At 74.3% G+C, this 16871-nt stretch carries 17 protein-coding genes; 7 read left to right on the top strand and 10 right to left on the bottom strand.

From position 1 onward, the window contains the following. The first annotated feature begins 395 nt into the window (after nt 1-395). A complete protein-coding gene (locus MXD57_RS12590) occupies nt 396-812 on the top strand; it encodes a RidA family protein (RefSeq protein ID WP_250401455.1) in 417 nt (138 codons plus the stop codon). Continuing rightward, a complete protein-coding gene (locus MXD57_RS12595; RefSeq protein ID WP_250401456.1) occupies nt 809-1276 on the top strand; it encodes a GNAT family N-acetyltransferase in 468 nt (155 codons plus the stop codon). The genes MXD57_RS12590 and MXD57_RS12595 overlap by 4 nt, the downstream gene beginning before the upstream one ends. Nucleotides 1277-1407: 131 nt before the next feature. Here the strand turns inward: MXD57_RS12595 and MXD57_RS12600 are convergent, their stop codons facing one another. Further along, a complete protein-coding gene (locus MXD57_RS12600; protein WP_250401457.1) occupies nt 1408-2103 on the bottom strand; it encodes a uracil-DNA glycosylase in 696 nt (231 codons plus the stop codon). 184 nt (nt 2104-2287) lie between these two features. Here MXD57_RS12600 and MXD57_RS12605 point away from each other — a divergent pair, with 184 nt between their 5' ends. Then, on the top strand, nt 2288-2974 hold the full coding sequence (locus MXD57_RS12605) for an RNA-binding S4 domain-containing protein (protein ID WP_250401458.1): 687 nt from the start codon (nt 2288-2290) through the stop codon (nt 2972-2974). 156 nt (nt 2975-3130) lie between these two features. On the opposite strand, the gene MXD57_RS12610 is transcribed toward MXD57_RS12605, so the two are convergent. From MXD57_RS12610 to MXD57_RS12620, 3 genes are all read right to left on the bottom strand, one after another. After that, nucleotides 3131-3574 carry a DoxX family protein gene (locus MXD57_RS12610; protein WP_250401459.1) on the bottom strand — a complete coding sequence of 148 codons (444 nt, stop codon included), beginning with the start codon at nt 3572-3574 and terminating at the stop codon, nt 3131-3133. A gap of 65 nt (nt 3575-3639) precedes the next feature. Next, entirely contained in the window at nt 3640-4341 is a 702-nt protein-coding gene (locus tag MXD57_RS12615) for a class I SAM-dependent methyltransferase (RefSeq protein WP_250401460.1), read from the bottom strand. 62 nt (nt 4342-4403) lie between these two features. After that, nucleotides 4404-5312 carry an acyltransferase domain-containing protein gene (locus MXD57_RS12620; RefSeq protein WP_250401461.1) on the bottom strand — a complete coding sequence of 303 codons (909 nt, stop codon included), beginning with the start codon at nt 5310-5312 and terminating at the stop codon, nt 4404-4406. A 63-nt stretch (nt 5313-5375) separates the two neighbouring features. On the opposite strand from MXD57_RS12620, the gene MXD57_RS12625 reads away from it, so the two are divergent. Then, nucleotides 5376-5672: a DUF6343 family protein gene (locus tag MXD57_RS12625; protein ID WP_250401462.1), complete on the top strand. Its 297-nt coding sequence runs from the start codon at nt 5376-5378 to the stop codon at nt 5670-5672. A 24-nt stretch (nt 5673-5696) separates the two neighbouring features. On the opposite strand, the gene MXD57_RS12630 is transcribed toward MXD57_RS12625, so the two are convergent. The 4 genes from MXD57_RS12630 to rpsA form a co-directional block, all read right to left on the bottom strand. Beyond that, nucleotides 5697-6077 (bottom strand): tetratricopeptide repeat protein, encoded by a 381-nt coding sequence (locus tag MXD57_RS12630; RefSeq protein ID WP_250401463.1) that lies wholly within the window; start codon nt 6075-6077, stop codon nt 5697-5699. Between the two features lie 49 nt (nt 6078-6126). Next, nucleotides 6127-6774, bottom strand: coding sequence for a dephospho-CoA kinase (gene coaE / locus MXD57_RS12635; RefSeq protein WP_250401464.1), 648 nt, complete (start codon nt 6772-6774; stop codon nt 6127-6129). A gap of 70 nt (nt 6775-6844) precedes the next feature. After that, the gene (locus MXD57_RS12640) at nt 6845-7783 is read right to left on the bottom strand and encodes a PAC2 family protein (RefSeq protein WP_250401465.1); all 939 of its coding nucleotides are present in this window, start codon (nt 7781-7783) and stop codon (nt 6845-6847) included. Between the two features lie 325 nt (nt 7784-8108). Beyond that, nucleotides 8109-9602 (bottom strand): 30S ribosomal protein S1, encoded by a 1494-nt coding sequence (rpsA, locus tag MXD57_RS12645; protein WP_009322963.1) that lies wholly within the window; start codon nt 9600-9602, stop codon nt 8109-8111. Nucleotides 9603-9961: 359 nt separating this feature from the next. On the opposite strand from rpsA, the gene MXD57_RS12650 reads away from it, so the two are divergent. Beyond that, nucleotides 9962-10789, top strand: coding sequence for a class I SAM-dependent methyltransferase (locus MXD57_RS12650; protein WP_250401543.1), 828 nt, complete (start codon nt 9962-9964; stop codon nt 10787-10789). Between the two features lie 139 nt (nt 10790-10928). Beyond that, nucleotides 10929-13460, top strand: coding sequence for an ATP-dependent helicase HrpB (gene hrpB, locus MXD57_RS12655; RefSeq protein WP_250401466.1), 2532 nt, complete (start codon nt 10929-10931; stop codon nt 13458-13460). Between the two features lie 116 nt (nt 13461-13576). On the opposite strand, the gene MXD57_RS12660 is transcribed toward hrpB, so the two are convergent. After that, nucleotides 13577-15355, bottom strand: coding sequence for a lytic transglycosylase domain-containing protein (locus MXD57_RS12660; RefSeq protein WP_250401467.1), 1779 nt, complete (start codon nt 15353-15355; stop codon nt 13577-13579). A 320-nt stretch (nt 15356-15675) separates the two neighbouring features. Between MXD57_RS12660 and MXD57_RS12665 the strand changes: the two genes are divergently transcribed. Continuing rightward, complete coding sequence (locus MXD57_RS12665) at nt 15676-16533, top strand: DUF4184 family protein (RefSeq protein WP_250401468.1); 858 nt, start codon at nt 15676-15678, stop codon at nt 16531-16533. Here the strand turns inward: MXD57_RS12665 and MXD57_RS12670 are convergent. Then, the gene (locus MXD57_RS12670) at nt 16451-16858 is read right to left on the bottom strand and encodes a hypothetical protein (protein WP_250401469.1); all 408 of its coding nucleotides are present in this window, start codon (nt 16856-16858) and stop codon (nt 16451-16453) included. The two genes, MXD57_RS12665 and MXD57_RS12670, sit on opposite strands and share 83 nt — an antisense overlap. Nucleotides 16859-16871 lie beyond the last annotated feature (13 nt).

Raw genomic sequence — 16871 nt, forward strand, 5'->3', positions numbered from 1 at the left:
GTTGGGCCTTCGGACGACAGTGGCCGGGCGCGGTGAGGTGCGGTTCCCAGGATAGACGCCGCGCCACGGTCTCCTGGAAACGACGGCTTTTCGGCGCGGTGAAACGGCCTGGAACAGGCGTTTTCCTCAGGAGCACGCCCCGGTTTCCCCAGGGGCACGCCCCGGTCGCGGGTCGGCCGGCGGGACCGGGCGGGCGGCGCGGCAGGGGCATCGGTGACGGGCGTGCGGGATGCGCGGCCCCGTACGCCGTGAGGCCGCCGCCCAGGGGCCGCGACGCCGCCTGAGGAGACGCCGCTCGGCGGCGTCCCGGCCGTCACGGCGGAAATTCGGGTGCGCGGGGCCGGGTGATCCTCAGATGATCGGGAGGCTGTCCACCCACCACCCCAGGAGCCGCCATGATCCGGCGAGTGACGTCCCATGCGCTCTTCCCGCCGCCCACGTACTCCCACGCCTCCGTCGTCGAGGCCGGCACCGGGCTCGCCTTCCTGGCGGGGACGGTGCCGCTGGACGAGAAGGGTGAGGTGGTCGGTCCGGGGGATCCGGTGCGGCAGGCCGAGCAGGTGATCGCCAACCTGACGGAACAACTGCGGTCCGCCGGCAGCGGCCTGGAGCACGTGCTGCGGACGGAGGTGTACGTCGTCAGCGACGAGCCCTCCGTACTGTCCGCGGTGTGGGAGGTCGTCGAGGCGTCGGGGCTGAGCCGTGGACCCCATGCGTCGACGCTGCTCGGGGTCTCCTGCCTCGGTTACACCGGGCAACTGGTGGAGATCACGGCGACGGCAGTGGTACCGGAGGCGGGCGCGGACCGATGACGTCCGGGGACGGAATCGTGCTGCGGCGGGCGGTGGCGGCCGACGCCGGTGCGGCCGCCGACGTCTGGCTGCGGTCCTTCACCGCCGCCCTGCCCACGGTCGTGCGGCCCCGCACCGACGACGAGGTACGGGCCCACTTCCGCGACGTGGTGGTGCCGCGGCGGGAGACCTGGGTCGCCGAGGACACGGCGGGCGGTAGCGGGATCGTCGGCGTGATGGTCCTGGACGACGGTCTTCTGTCCCAGCTCTACCTGGATCCGGGCTGGCGGGGGCGCGGCATCGGGGACCGGTTCGTCGCCCTCGCCAAGGAGCGCGGTCCGCAGGGGCTGGCACTGTGGACCTTCCAGGTCAACGAGGCCGCGCACCGCTTCTACGAACGGCACGGGTTCGTCGCCGTGGAACGCACGGACGGCAGCGGCAACGAGGAACGGGAACCGGACGTGCGGTACGTGTGGCGGCCCTGAGCCCCGGGCCCTCCCGGCGGCACCCCGGGAGGGCCCGGGAGCGACTGCCCGCGGCATCCCGGGGGCTCGTCACGGCGGGGCCGGGACGCGCGGGACCGGGGCACGCGGACGGGGCCCGAAGGCCGGGGCCATTACGGCAGCCCTGCCGCGGCCGCGGCGGTGCGCAGCACGTCGCGCAGCATCTCGGCGGTGAGCCGACCGGTGAAGGTGTTGCGCTGGCTGACGTGGAAACAGCCGAAGACGTCCAGGTCGCCGAGGGCGACCCGGGTGCCGTGGGCGAACGCGGGGCGCGGCCGGGGCACCGGCCAGCCCGCCCCGGCGAACGCGGGCAGCGCCGCCTGCCAGCCGAAGCCACCGAGCACGACCGCGGCCCTGAGCGTCGGCCGCAGCAGCCGCAGCTCCCGGACCAGCCAGGGGCGGCAGGTGTCCCGCTCACCGGGGGTGGGTCTGTTGCCGGGCGGGGCGCAGTGCACGGGCGCGGTGACACGGACTCCGTACAGCTCCAGACCGTCCCCGGCCCGCACGGAGGTGGGCTGCGAGGCGAGGCCCACGTCGTGGAGCGCCTGGTACAGCACATCGCCGGAGCGGTCACCGGTGAACATGCGGCCGGTGCGGTTGCCGCCGTGGGCCGCCGGGGCGAGTCCGACGATCACGAGTCGGGCGTCGGCCGGGCCGAAGCCGGGCACCGGCCGTCCCCAGTAGGTCCAGTCGGCGAACGCGGCCCGCCTGGTCCGGGCCACCTCCTCACGCCATTCGACGAGCCGGGGGCAGGCCCGGCACTCCGCGACGCGCCGGTCGAGCCGGGCCAGGTCACCGCTGTCGTCCATGCCGCCACCGTATGCCCGTCGTACGCCCGTCCCGTGCCACCGATCCCCGCACGGACGGCGGGCGGCCGGGCGGGCACTGCGGCGAACTCGCGTGCCATGCCCGCCGGGGGCCGATTCGTCCCGCGCGCCGCCCGCCCGCAAAAACCCGCCGGGCTTCCCCGCCCCGGGGTTTAGGGTCGGGGGCATGGCTTCCGAGGATGGGGACGAGAACGTGGACCGTGACGGCGGCGGGCCGGGCGAACCGGCCCCCGTCCGGGACGCCGAGGCCTCCGGGGCGGCGGACTCCCCGCCGCTCGATCCGGGGGTGGCCGCCGCGGTGGCCGCCGCCGAGGCGGCCGGTCCGGGGCAGGGGGAGACCGTACGGATCGACAGCTGGATCTGGGCCGTCCGTCTGATCAAGACCCGTTCCCTGGGCGCCACCGCCTGTCGTGGCGGGCACGTTCACGTCAACGGGGAGCGGGTGAAGCCCGCCTATTCCGTGCGCGTCGGCGACGAGGTGCGCCTGCGGCACGAGGGCCGGGAACGCGTCGTGATCGTCAAGCGGCTGATCCGCAAACGCGTCGGCGCCCCGGTGGCCGTCCAGTGCTACGTCGACAACTCCCCGCCCCCGCCGCCCCGCGAGGCCGTGGCTCCGGCAGGGCTCCGCGACCGCGGCGCCGGCCGCCCCACCAAGCGGGACCGCCGCGAACTGGAACGGCTGCGCGGCCTCGGCCTGCCCGGCGGGCCGGGGGCACCGGCCGGCGGCCCGGGTGTTCCCGGTGCGGCCGGTGGTCCGGCTGGGCCCGGCGGCCCGGGACGTACGCGAGGCTCCGGCGGGCGCGGCAGGGCAGGTGGGGCCGGGGGCGCCGGAGGGCGTACACGGGGGCGGTGAGTTCCACCTCCGGGGGCCTCCCCCCCCATCCCCTCCCTCCCCCGGTTCGTCTCCGGTCCGCTGCCGCGCGCCCTCCGGTGTCCCGCGCATCGCCTCGTGTGGCACCCGCCGCGGCCGCGGGCCTTCACCGACGTCGCCGGCCGGGCCCGTTCGCGGTCAGGCCCGGCGTCCGGTACCTCGCAGCAGGGCCGGCAGGTCCCGGTTGTGGGCGCGCCGGGTCCAGGCGACCAGGGCGAGCGGCACGATCAGGATCACCGGGGTCGCCGCGTACTGACCGTCGAAGACGGTGAGCTGGACGATGAACGCCCCGACCATCAGCGCGCTCAGCGCCATCGCGGCCACCGACTGCAGGACCGGCACCAGCAGCGCGACGGCGCCCGCGAGTTCGAGTGCTCCGATGGTGTACATGCCCGCGCTGCCCCAGCCCATCCTGTCGAAGGACTCGGCGGCCGACGGGTGGGCGATCAGCTTGGGCAGCGCGCTCGCGATCCCGAAGAACAGGGCGAGCAGCACCTGCACCGAGCGCAGGGCGATCCGGGCGAGGCGACCGCGGGCGGTCGGGGAGGCACCAGAGGTGGCGGGGGTGGCGGTCTCGGACATGGTGGTCTCCTGGTGAAGCGGTCCCGGTTGCTGTCACGGGGGTAGACCCGGCCCGACCGGAGAACTCATCGGTCCGGCGCCACCGGTATCGCCCTCACCCATATGCGGTCCGGGGTCAGGTAGGTGTCCACCTTCAGTCCCGCCTCGGCCAGCGCCCGCTCGAACTGCTCCCTGGTCAGGGGCCGGCTGCGGAACGTCTGCGTCCAGACCGCGTCCGGGAAGACGTACTCGGCGCGCACCGAGCGCACTCCGTCGCCGACCGGTTCGTCCGACACGATCCGCACGGTGAAGCCGCTCGGGTCGGTCCGCTCCCTCGGCACGTCGGAGTGGTAGTCCTCGCCCTCTCGCTGGATGAGCACGCAGCCGCCCTCAGCCACATGCCGGACGCAGGTGCGCAGCAGGGCACGGCGCACGTCGACGTCACCGGCGTGCACGAGGAACGACGCGAGCATCACCACGTCGAACTTCTCGCCCAGGTCGAGCTGTTCGATCGGTCCGCGTATCGTGCGGGCCCCGCGGACGCGGGCGAGCATCTCGGCGGACTCGTCCACGGCCGTGACGGTGAAGCCGCGTTCGAGCAGGGCGTGGGTCACCCGGCCCACTCCGCTGCCCAGTTCGAGGATGTGTGACCCGGGAGGCACGGCGCCCGCGATGACGTCCGGTTCGCCGCCGGCCGGGAGCCGGGCGTACAGCTCCACGGCGCAGCCGTCCGGGGTGATCGCGCCGGGGCCCGTTCCTTCGTGTCCTTCGCGCCTTTCGATCGTCATGCCCGGACAACGGGTGGGGTGGGGAGGGGCGTTCCGCGGAGGGCGGGGTTCACTCGTTCGAGTCAGGAACAGGGGAACGGGAACCATCCGTGGCCGACGTACCAGTGTCCTCCGGATCTCAGGTGGTCGCCGACGGCCCGTTCGACGGAGGTGCGCCGTGGCAGGTCGGCGGGGGGCAGGTCGGGGTCGCCGAAGACGAACCGGACGGGTTCGGTGTCGGCCGGTTCGGCGTCCTGGTGGGCTGTCCGGAAGCGTTCCTGGAAGCGGACGATGTTGGAGTGCGCGGGCAGGTACCGCTTGAGCTGGGGGTCGAGCAGCCAGGAGTGGCAGACGGCGGCCGGGGGTCTGTCCTGGGGGTGGTGGCGGGCGAAGAAGTCGCCGGCGAGGGCCAGGGAGCGGTCGCAGGCGGCCGGTGACAGCGGGCCGGAGAAGTCGGGTACGTGCAGGGTCAGGCAGGGCGTTCGCGGGGTCACGTCCAGTCCGGCCGCCGCGAGGGCCGTGCCGGTGCGCTGCCCGAGCGTGGTCCGCTGGAACTGCAGGCGGCCCAGTTGGTACAGCTCGCCGCGGAAGTGCAGGGTGAGCCAGCGCGGCTTCTGGAGGCCGGTCAGGCCGTGCCGTGCGCGGTGGGCGGCCATGTTCCGGCCCAGGTCGGCGAGGGTGCGCCGGGTGGTGTCGGCCGGGATGCCGCGTTCTCGGTGGTGGCGGCGGACGTACGGCAGGGCGGCGACGAGGACGTAGACGGGGAAGCAGCGTCGCAGCGGGCCCGGTGGCCGGTCGAGGTCCGGCAGGTCGGCGCCACCGAGGGGCGCTCCCATGTCGCGTACGAGGTCGCTGACGGCGTTCTCGAGGCACCGGCGCAGTTCCGGGTCGTCGCGGACGCGGCGGCTCAGGCGTACGAGGTCGTTGATGTCCTCGTGGGGTACGGCCAGGTCCATCAGTTCCCGGGCGAGTTCGTCGGCGTCGGGCAGCAAGCGGTGACCCCCTTGGTCGTGTCGTCCGGGAAGAGTACGTTGCAGTCAGGAACGGTGATCCGGATGCGTACGGGCAGTGAGCCGGTGACCGCGCGCAGTGCACTGCGGGCGCGGTTCTGGCTGAGCCTGTGGGGGATCGTCTGGACGATCTTCGGAACGGCGGCGTTCTCGCTGGCCGGGCGCCCTGGCTGGGCGGCGGCGTGCGGGGTGCTGTGGCTGGTGGCCACGGTGGACATGGCCGTGGTCCTCGGGCATCTGCGGCAGGGCCCGCACTACCAGCCGGGGCGGGAGGTCCCCCCGTACCGGCCGCCGGAGAGCGGGCCGGGGCGCCGGCGGCCGCCGCGTGCCCGGCATCCGTGACGGTGCCGACCCGATCCGCCGCGGTCAGGAGTCGAACCGGGCGGCCTTGCGGTACTCGGGGTTGGGGTCGAGCGCGGCGGCCAGCCGGAAGTGACGTTTTGCCTGCTCTGGGCGGCCCTGGCGTTCGTAGGTGCGGGCAAGGGCGAAGTGCGCGAACGCGTTGTCCGGTTCCCGCTCCAGCACGATCGTGAACTCCAGTTCGGCGGGGCGCAGTTGGGCGGCCGCGAAGAAGGCACGCGCGCGCAGCAGCCGGGCCGCGGTGTTCTCGGGGTGTGCTGCGACGACGCCGTCGAGCAGTTTCACCGCGCCCCGCGGATCCCGCGCGTTGAGCAGTTGTTCGGCCGCGCGGAAGTCGATGACATGCGTCTCCGGAGTACGTCCGGTCGAACCACTGGTCTCGGGCACGGCTGAGTCCTTCCCTTGCTGCAGCGGTTCAACGCGCCGCCGCGGTCGGCTATTCCGCTCCGCCCGGTGGCGGCCCGCCGTCCGCGGACGGCGTCCGGGGCTCGTGTGCCCGGTGCGCGAGGGCGTCCCAGACCTCCGCCACGCGCTTCCTCAGCGCGTCCAGCGGTACGTCGTTGTCGATCACGATGTCCGCGATCTCCCGGCGCTGCTCGCGGGTGGCCTGTGCGGCCATGCGGGCGCGTGCGTCGTCCTCGGTCATGCCGCGCAGCCGTACCAGCCGGTCGAGCTGGGTGCCGGGGCTCGCGTCGACGACGATCACCAGGTCGTACAGGGGTGCCAGCCCGTTCTCGGTGAGCAGCGGGACGTCGTGGACGACGACGGCGTCCTCGGCGGCGGCCGCCTCCAGTTCCTGGGAGCGGGCACCGACGAGGGGGTGCACGATCGCGTTGAGCACGGCCAGTCTCCCGGGGTCGGCGAAGACGATGGAGCCGAGCCGGGGCCGGTCGAGACCGCCGTCGGGGGTGAGGATGTCCGTGCCGAAGGCGTCCACCACGGCCGCGAGCCCGGGTGTTCCGGGGGCCACGACGTCACGCGCGATGCGGTCGGCGTCGATCAGTACCGCCCCGTGCTCCACGAGCAGCCGGGACACCTCGCTCTTGCCGGCGCCGATCCCGCCGGTCAGGCCCACTTTCAGCATGGGCGGAAGCTTAGGCCCTGCCGGCGCCGGGGCTGCGCGGGGCCGGTCCGCGGGACGGGGCGGGGCCCCTTCAGTTCTCGCCCTCGCGCTCCGCCAGGAAGCGTTCGAACTCGCGCCCGATCTCGTCGGCGGAGGGGATGTCGACGGGTTCGGCGAGCATGTTGCCCCGGGTGTCGGCGCCCGCCGCCGCGTCGTACTGGTGCTCGAGTCCCTGGACGAGTGCCGTCAGTTCCTCGTCGCCCTCCTGGATCTGCCGGTCGATCTCCGTCTGGACGCGGTGGGCCTCGGTGCGCAGTGCGTGCGCGGGACCCGGCAGCACCAGCCCCGTGGCCGCCGTGACGGCTTCCAGGACGGTCAGCGCCGCGTCCGGGTACGGGGAGCGGGCGATGTAGTGCGGCACGTGCGCGGCGACACCGAGGACGTCGTGGCCGCTCTCCATGAGGCGGTACTCCACCAGCGCTTCGGCACTGCCGGGCACCTGGGCCTCTTCGAAGGGGCTGCGGTGCCCGGGGACCAGGTCGGTGCGGTTGCCGTGGGGGGTGAGGCCCACGGGGCGGGTGTGCGGGACACCCATGGGGATGCCGTGGAAGTTCACGGACAGCCGGACGCCGAGCCGTTCCACGATCTGCCGTACGGCCGCGGCGAAGCGTTCCCATTCGATGTCCGGTTCGGGGCCGGACAGCAGCAGGAAGGGGGCGCCGGTGGCGTCCTGGACGAGGTGCACCTCGATGGCCGGCACCTCGTAGTCGGTCCAGCGGTCCCGGGTGAAGGTCAGCAGGGGCCGGCGGGCCCGGTAGTCGACGAGCCGGTCGTGGTCGAAGCGTGCGACGAGCTGGTGGGGCAGCGAGTCGAGGAGCCGGTCGACGATCTGGTCGCCGGTCTCACCCGCGTCGATGTATCCGTCGAAGTGGTAGAGCATGACAAGTCCGGCCGACTCCTGGGCGAGCGCCATGTCGACCACGGCGAGGCCCTTCGGCTCCCATGCGTACAAACCCTGCGGATCAAGCACTGTGACCGCTCCTCCTCGTGTTCCTCATGGACAACGCGCCCTGGAGCGTGGGCATTCCCGGAGCGCAGTGCTGATCAGGTCTCTCTCGCCCGTCACCCTGACACCCCGTCAGCCAGCACCCTTCGGGAGGTGCGGCGGGCACGGCGCCGACGGCCACGACGAGCCGGCGGTGGGCGGACGGCCCACGACGGGCCAGGCGGTCGGAGCCCGTCCGCCCCGGCCCCGCGATGGGGGCCGGGGCGGAGGGGTCCCGGAAACCCAGAGGGGCCGCACCTCGAAAGGTGCGGCCCCTCAGTTGCCGACGGTCAAGCCTTGGCGGCCTGGATCAGCTCTGGCCCCCGGCCAGCTTCTCGCGCAGCGCGGCGAGCGCCTCGTCCGAGGCCAGGGCACCGGAGGTGTCCGCACCCTCGGAGGAGTACGAACCGCCACCCGAAGCGGCCGGAGCGGCGGCCTCGCCACCCTCGGCGGCAGCGGCGGCGTCGGCCTCGCGGGACTTGATGACCTGCTGCTGGTGCTGCTCGAAGCGGGACTGCGCCTCGGCGTACTGGCGCTCCCACTCCTCGCGCTGCTTCTCGTAGCCCTCGAGCCAGTCGTTGGTCTCGGGGTCGAAGCCCTCGGGGTAGATGTAGTTGCCCTGGTCGTCGTAGGACGCGGCCATGCCGTACAGGGTCGGGTCGAACTCGACCGAGGCCGGGTCGGCACCGAAGGACTCGTTGGCCTGCTTCAGCGAGAGGCTGATGCGACGACGCTCGAGGTCGATGTCGATGACCTTGACGAAGATCTCGTCGTTGACCTGGACGACCTGCTCCGGGATCTCCACGTGGCGCTCGGCCAGCTCGGAGATGTGGACCAGACCCTCGATGCCCTCGTCCACGCGGACGAACGCACCGAACGGAACCAGCTTCGTGACCTTGCCGGGCACGACCTGGCCGATCTGGTGGGTGCGGGCGAACTGCTGCCACGGGTCTTCCTGGGTCGCCTTCAGCGACAGGGAGACACGCTCGCGGTCCATGTCGACGTCGAGGACCTCGACGGTGACCTCCTGGCCGACCTCGACGACCTCGGACGGGTGGTCGATGTGCTTCCAGGACAGCTCGGAGACGTGGACCAGGCCGTCGACGCCACCCAGGTCCACGAAGGCACCGAAGTTGACGATCGAGGAGACGACGCCGGAGCGGACCTGACCCTTCTGGAGGGTCGTGAGGAACGTCTGGCGGACCTCGGACTGGGTCTGCTCGAGCCAGGCACGGCGGGACAGGACCACGTTGTTGCGGTTCTTGTCCAGTTCGATGATCTTGGCCTCGAGCTCCTTGCCCACGTAGGGCTGGAGGTCGCGGACGCGACGCATCTCGACCAGGGAGGCCGGGAGGAAGCCGCGGAGGCCGATGTCGAGGATGAGACCACCCTTGACGACCTCGATGACGGTACCGGTGACGATGCCGTCCTCTTCCTTGATCTTCTCGATGGTGCCCCAGGCACGCTCGTACTGGGCGCGCTTCTTCGAGAGGATCAGGCGGCCTTCCTTGTCCTCCTTCTGGAGGACCAGGGCCTCGATCTCGTCGCCGACGGCCACGACCTCGTTCGGGTCGACGTCGTGCTTGATCGAGAGCTCGCGGCTCGGGATGACACCTTCGGTCTTGTAACCGATGTCGAGCAGGACCTCGTCCCGGTCGACCTTCACGATGACGCCGTCGACGATGTCGCCGTCGTTGAAGTACTTGATCGTCTCGTCGATCGCGGCGAGGAAGGCTTCCTCGTTACCGATGTCGTTGACCGCAACCTGCGGGGTGGTGGCGGTGGTCTCGGTGCTGCTCGTCATGTGGGAAAGGGCTCCGGTACGGACATTGAAGTCGTAGGTACTGCTACGCCGGGAGCCCGTATCGCTCTGCAGAAGCCGGACAGCCAAGGAAGCGCCCCACCAGGAACTGGTGACGGCGCCTCGACAACCGAGGGGACATACAACAGATGCGAGCGCAGCCTGCTACGTCTGAGGTGCGCAGGCCCGCAGCGCAACTTGTAGCATACGGGGGCAGCCGGGCATGGTCAATGCGCGAAGGCGCACACCCGGGGCGGATCGCCGCATAAGCGGCACAGGAATCGTCCCGCGAGGCCACACGGGCCTTCGTCCCCCCGTGTCGCGCCCGGCGGGTTGGACGGAAGAGTACGACGAGGGAGCCGATCATCCAAGAGCCGGAACAGCTCGACCCCGACGGGTTCGAGGCGGAGGCCACCCGGCGTCACGCGGGGGTCGCGGAGAGCAGCCGGGCCAACCGGGGCTGGTGGGACCGCAACGCGGACGACTACCAGACCGAGCACGGGACGTTCCTCGGCGACGACCGCTTCGTGTGGGGTCCGGAGGGCCTGGACGAGGTGGAGGCGGAGCTGCTGGGCCCGCCGGAGGAACTGGAGGGCAAGGAGATCCTGGAGATCGGGGCGGGCGCCGCCCAGTGCTCGCGCTGGCTGGCGGCCCAGGGCGCCCGGCCGGTGGCCCTCGACCTGTCGCACCGCCAGCTCCAGCACTCGCTGCGGATCGGCGGACCGGTTCCGCTCGTCTGCGCCGACGCCGGCGCCCTGCCGTTCGCGGACGGTTCCTTCGACCTGGCGTGCTCCGCGTACGGGGCGCTGCCGTTCGTCGCCGATCCGCGGCTGGTGCTGCGCGAGGTGCGCCGGGTGCTGCGGCCCGGCGGCCGGTTCGTCTTCTCCGTGACGCACCCGGTCCGCTGGGCCTTCCCGGACGAGCCGGGCCCCGAGGGGCTGTCGGTGTCGTCCTCCTACTTCGACCGCACGCCCTACGTGGAGCAGGACGAGGAGGGCAGGGCGGTGTACGTCGAGCACCACCGGACGCTCGGGGACCGGGTCCGGGACGTCGTGGCCTCGGGTCTGCGCCTGGTGGACCTCGTGGAGCCGGAGTGGCCGGCGTGGAACACCTCCGAGTGGGGCGGCTGGTCCCCGTTGCGCGGGAACCTGATCCCCGGCACGGCGATCTTCGTGTGCGAGCGGGACTGAGCACGGGGTCCGTGCGCGCCGCCCACCGCCGCCCACGGGTCCGTGGGCGCGGGCGGGGCCGGATGCCCGGGCCCGTGGGCGCGGGTCCGGGCACGCACGCGCGTCCGGGGCGTCGCCGCCTCCGTACGACACTGGGGGCGTGATCCGTTACGACGCCCTGGACGCGCTGCCCGTGCGGGCCGCCCTGCCCGCTCTGACCGACGCCCTGGAGACGGACGGCACGGCCGTTCTGGTGGCGCCGCCCGGCACCGGCAAGACGACGCTGGTGCCGCTCGTGCTGGCGGGGCTGGCCGGCGGCGGGCCCGCGCGGCGTGTGGTGGTGGCCGAGCCGCGGCGGATCGCGGCGCGTGCGGCGGCGCGCCGGATGGCGTGGCTGCTCGGTGAGCGGCCCGGCGGCAGTGTCGGCCACACGGTGCGCGGCGAGCGGGTCGTGGGGCGGCACACGCGCGTGGAGGTGGTGACCACGGGCGTCCTGCTGCAGCGGCTGCAGCGGGACCAGGAACTGGCGGGCGTCGACGTCGTGGTGATCGACGAGTGCCACGAGCGGCACCTGGACGCCGACACGGTGGCCGCGTTCCTGTGGGACGTGCGGCAGGCGCTGCGCCCGGAACTGCGGCTGGTGGCCGCGTCGGCGACCACGGACGCCCAGGGGTGGGCCCGGCTGCTGGGCGGGGCGCCGGTGGTCGAGGCGGCGGGCGTCGCGCATCCGGTGGAGGTCGTGTGGGCGCCTCCGGCGCGTCCCGTGCGGCCCCCGCACGGGATGAGGGTGGATCCGGCGCTGCTCGCCCACGTGGCCTCGGTGGTGCGGCGGGCGCTGGCCGAGCGGGAGGGGGACGTGCTGTGCTTCCTGCCCGGTGTGGGCGAGATCGCGCGGGTGGCGGGGCAGCTCGGGGATCTGGGTGCGGTGGACGTGCTCCAGGTGCACGGGCGGGCGCCGGCCGCCGTGCAGGACGCGGTGCTGGCGCCCGGGGAGCGGCGCCGGGTGGTGCTGACGACGTCGGTGGCCGAGTCGTCGCTGACGGTGCCCGGGGTGCGGGTGGTGGTGGACTCCGGGCTGGCGCGGGAGCCGCGGGTGGATCACGCGCGCGGGCTGAGCGCTCTGGTGACGGTGCGGGCGTCGCGTGCCGCCGGGCGGCAGCGGGCCGGGCGGGCCGGGCGGGAGGCGCCGGGTGTGGTGTACCGGTGCTGGACGGAGGCGGAGGACGGCCGGCTGACGGCTTTCCCGGCGCCGGAGATCAAGGTGGCCGATCTGACGGCGTTCGCCCTCCAGGCGGCCTGCTGGGGGGATCCCGACGCCTCGGGGCTGGCGTTGCTGGATCCGCCGCCCGGTGGCGCGATGGCGGCGGCGCGGGAGGTGCTGACGGCCGTGGGCGCGGTGGATCCGGCCGGACGGGCCACCGGGCTCGGGGTGCGGCTGGGCCGGCTGGGGGTGCATCCGCGGCTGGGGCGGGCCCTGCTGGACACCTCGGGCCGCGGTGCGGAGGCCGTCGCCCTGCTCTCCGAGGAGGTGCCGCGGGAGTACGGGGACGATCTCGCCGGGGCCCTGCGGCGTGCCCGGCGTGGCGGTGACGCCTACGCGGGGCGGTGGGCCGCGGAGGTGCGGCGGCTGCGGGCCGTCTCGGCGGATCCCTCCGCTCCGGCCGCCGGGGATCACGGGGCGCGGGCGGGTGCCGGGGCCGTCGCGGGCTCGGAGTCCGGGACGGAGGGGCTGGTTGGGCCCACCGTCGCGCTGGCGTTCCCGGAGCGGGTGGCGCGGCTGGACGGCGGTTCGTATCTCATGGTCTCCGGGACCCGGGCGGAGCTGGGGGACGGGTCGGCGCTGGACGGTGCGCCCTGGATCGTCGTCGCGGTCGCCGACCGGGGTGCCGGGCGGGGCCACGCGCGCGTGCGGCTCGGCGCGGCCGTCTCCGAGGAGGTGGCCCGGGCCGCAGCCGGCGCGCTCCTGGCGGAGCGGGACGAGGTGCGCTGGGCCGGCGGGGACGTCGTGGCCCGCCGGGTGGAACGGCTGGGTGCCGTGGAGCTGGCCGTCAGGCCGCTGAAGGAGGCCGATCCCGTGCTCGTGCGCGCGGCCCTGCTCGACGGGCTGCGGCAGGAGGGGCTGGGGCTGCTGCGCTGGACGCCGGAGGCGGCGGTGCTGCGGCAGCGGCTGGCGTTCCTGCGGGCGCATGCCGGGGCGCCCTGGCCGGAGGTTTCCGACGAGGCGCTGCACGCGCGCGTGGACGAGTGGCTGGAGCCGGAGCTGGGCCGGGCCCGGCGGCGGGCCGACCTCGCGCGGATCGACGCCGGGCAGGCGCTGGCGCGGCTGCTGCCGTGGGCGAGCGGGGACGCGGCCCGGCTGGACGAGCTGGCGCCGGAGCGGATCACCGTGCCGAGCGGGTCCAGGATCCGGATCGACTACCGGGATCCGGAGCGGCCGGTCCTCGCGGTGAAGCTCCAGGAGATGTTCGGGCTGCGTGAGACGCCGGCCGTGGCGGGGGTGCCGCTGCTGGTGCACCTGCTGTCGCCGGCCGGGCGGCCCGCCGCCGTCACGGCCGACCTCGCGTCGTTCTGGCGGGACGGCTACCGGGGCGTGCGCGCCGAGCTGCGCGGGCGCTATCCGAAGCATCCGTGGCCCGAGGACCCGGCGACCGCGGAACCCACCCGGCACACCAACGCGCGGCTGCGGCGCTGACCGGTCGTACGGCCGAGGGCGCCCGTCCGCCGCGGCGGACGGGCGCCCTCGGCCGTCGGGTGACGGCCGTACCGCGCGCGATGCGCGCCGCGCGCGGCGTCTGGCCGTGCCTGGCGTCAGGAGGTCGCGGTCGCGGACGGGCTCGGCGAGGGGCTCGCCGGGGCGTCGGCGGCGGCGACCCGCAGCTCGACGGTGACGGTGCCGCCGCCGGGCGTGGTGACCCGGAGCAGGAAGGTGCCGGTGGTGTCGTCCGCGTACAGCTCGGGCAGCGTGAGCCGGCCCTCGGAGTCGGTCATGAGGCCGGTGAGGGTGCGCACGGTCCTGCCGTCGGCGTCCTTGAAGTAGGGGCCCTTGTCGTTCTCGGTGGCGTCGTCGGCGGTCCTGATCAGGGTGGCGGTGGCCGCGACCCGGTCGGCGGCGGCGCCCTTGTAGGTCGCCTCCACCTGGACCTGCTCGGCGAACTCGCCGCCGGGGGTGCAGGTCAGCTCGGTGTCACCGGTGCGGCTGAGGGTGTCGGCGGCGCGGGCGGTGACGGTGGCGGTGTAGCCGACGGCCTTGACCTGGTGCCCGACGACAGCCGTGGTGACCTTGAAGTCGCCGGTCTTCTCGCCCGCCTGGAGGGCCGGTGCGAGCGCCACCCCCTTGGCGTCGGTGGCGACGGTGGCGACGCTCTCGCCGCCGGCGAAGGCGGCGTCGGTGTCGCCGGTGATGGTGAACCGGATCCTGACCTTGGCGACGGCGGTTCCCGCCCTGGTCTCGGCGCGGGTGCCGATCCGCTCCCCGAACGCGTCCCCGGCCATCGCGGTGAGCTGCGCGGTGCCGGCGTCCTCGAGGTGGTCCACGGTCTCGGACGGGGTGGGCTGCTTCGGCGGGACCGGCGGCTCCGACGGCTGCGGGTCGGGGCTCTGGCCGCCGCCGCCCGGCTGCTGCGGCTTCGGGTCGGGCTTGGGCTCGGGCGCGGGCTTGGGCGCGGGCTTGGGCTTCGGGTCCGGCTGGTGGCCGGGCTTCGTCCCCGGCGGGTCGGCGGGTGCCGGGGTGTGCGGGCGCGGGGTGCCGTCGTCGCTGCGGCGGCCGGGCGCGCCACCACTGCCGTCGGGCACGGAGTGGGTGCCCTTGCGGTAGTAGTGCAGCCAGTTCAGGACCAGGTTCAGGTAGTCCTGCGAGTTGTTGTAGCTGAGGATCGCGCTGTGCAGGCCGGGCTCGGTGGACATGTCCCAGTCGTTGCGGCACAGGTAGTGGCCTGCGGCGAGCGCGGCGTCGTAGACGTTGTTCGGGTCGGCCTTGCCGTCGGCGTTGCCGTCCCGGCCGGCCCAGGCCCAGGTGGACGGGATGAACTGCATCGGGCCGATGGCCTGGTCGTAGTGGCTGTTGCCGTCGAACTCACCGTGGTCGGTGTCCTTGATGAGCGCGAAGCCGTTGCCGTCGAGCTGCGGGCCGAGGATCCGGCCGAGCGTCGTGCCGTCCGCGTCGACGCGGCCGCCGCGGGCCTGACCGGACTCCACCTTGCCGATGGCGGCCAGCAGTTGCCAGGGCAGGTTGCAGCCGGGCTTGGACGAGCGCAGCTCGGCCTCGGCCTTCTTGTAGGCGTCGAGGACGGTCGCGGGTATGCCGGCCTCCGCCTCTCCCCGGGCGACGGGGTCACCGGCCTTCGACGAGGGGCTGGGGTTGGGACTGTTGAGCGGCGGAAGGTCCGTGTAGTACGGCGAGTTGCCGGTGGCGTCGCCGCCGGAGGGGGCATCGGGCACGGGTGTGCCGACGCCTGCCGAGGCCGGTCTGCCGGGGTCCTCGCCGGCCGCTCCGGGAGCCTGGGACGCGGACAGTGCCGCGACCGCCGCCGCGGCCACCGCGGTGGTCGCCGCTCCCTTGCGCAGCCGCCTGCCGAAATGCGCCGCCATAGAGTGAACCCCTCCCGTGGACGCCCATCGCGTCCGTCTCCGGCTGTCTGCCTCGCTCTGGTGTGACGGTTGACCCGGTGCTCTGGTTGCCCCTGTTCCGCCTTTCCGTCCGTGCGACGGGTGGCTGCCGTGCCTCCCGGCACGGCAGCCCAGGTGACACTACGACAACTTGTTTGCCGGGGGCACCCGTTCGGGTGCGGTTTTCACCGGCCGGCCGACACCACCGGGCCGCGGGGACCACCTGCGGCGCCGACGCATACTGGACCGGACGTGATCAACGGTCGCGAAGCCGTGGCCGACGCCCGCCCGAGGGGGACCTGTTGCCGTTCACACTCAGCCACGCGGCGGCCGTCCTGCCGGCCGTCCGCCGGGACGGCGGGGGCCGGGGCCGGCTGGTGCCCGCCGTGCTCGTCGCGGGGTCCTTCGCACCCGACGTGACCTACTACGCGGCGAGCGTCCGGCGGGACGCGATGGGGTTCGGGGCGGTCACCCACTCCCTGCCGGGCGTGGCCGGCGTGGACGTGCTCATCGCCTGGGCGCTGGTGGGGTTGTGGCTGTTCGTACGGGAGCCGCTGGTGGCGCTGCTCCCCCGGGCCCGCCAGGGGCGCGGGGCCGCCCTGTTGCGCTGCGGGGCGCCACGCGCGCGCGTGGGGGCCGAGCGTGTGCTGCGCTGGTACGCCTCGGCGGTGCTCGGCGCGCTGACGCACGTCGTGTGGGACGCGTTCACGCACCACGACCGGTGGGGGTCGCGGCTGGTCCCGGCGCTCGGCGGGGCGGTGGCGGGCCTGCCGCGGTACACGTGGCTGCAGTACGGCTCGTCCGCGGTGGCGGCCGTGGTGATCGCCGTGTTCCTGCTGGGGGCGCTGCGGCGGGCGCCCGCCGGGGAGCCCGCGGGGGTGCCGGCGCTGTCCGCGCGGGACCGCTGGCGGGCCGCGGCGGTGATCGGTGGCTGTGTCCTGGCGGGGGCGGTGCAGCGGGCGGCGCGGTGGTGGGCGTACCCGGGTGTGTCCGTGCGTCCGCTGGATCTGGTGCCGACCCTGTGCTTCGGCTCCGGGGCCGGACTGCTGCTCGGGGTGCTGCTGTACGCGGCCGGGGTCAGGATGTGGCGTCCGGTCCGGGTTCCGGGCGGTCCTGGTGGGGTGGCCGGTGCGGGCCGGGACCGGACGGCCGCTCGGTGAGGGCGGCCACGAACACGGTGAGGGTGCGTCTGGGACGGGTCCGGGGGACCGCGGTCAGCAGCAGCGCCAGGTAGGCGTGGGCGAGGTCCGCCCAGGCGCGCCGGTCGGCGGTGCGGCGGAGCCGGGCGCCCGGCCGGCGCAGCAGGCCGGGGGCGGCTCTGCGGGCGGCCGCGACCGGGCCGAGGGGGACGCGGGCGGTGCCGGCGCCGGCCGCGAGGGCCGGGACCGGCGAGGCGGCCGCGGCCGGGCCGGAGGCCCTGCCGGCCTCGGCCCGGATGCCGCCCCGTACCTCGGGCGTCCTGCGGTGCAGCATGCGTATACCCATGTCCGCAGTGTTG

Origin of the sequence: Streptomyces cellostaticus (assembly GCF_023630175.1) — a bacterium.
GTDB classification, from domain to species: domain Bacteria; phylum Actinomycetota; class Actinomycetes; order Streptomycetales; family Streptomycetaceae; genus Streptomyces; species Streptomyces cellostaticus_A.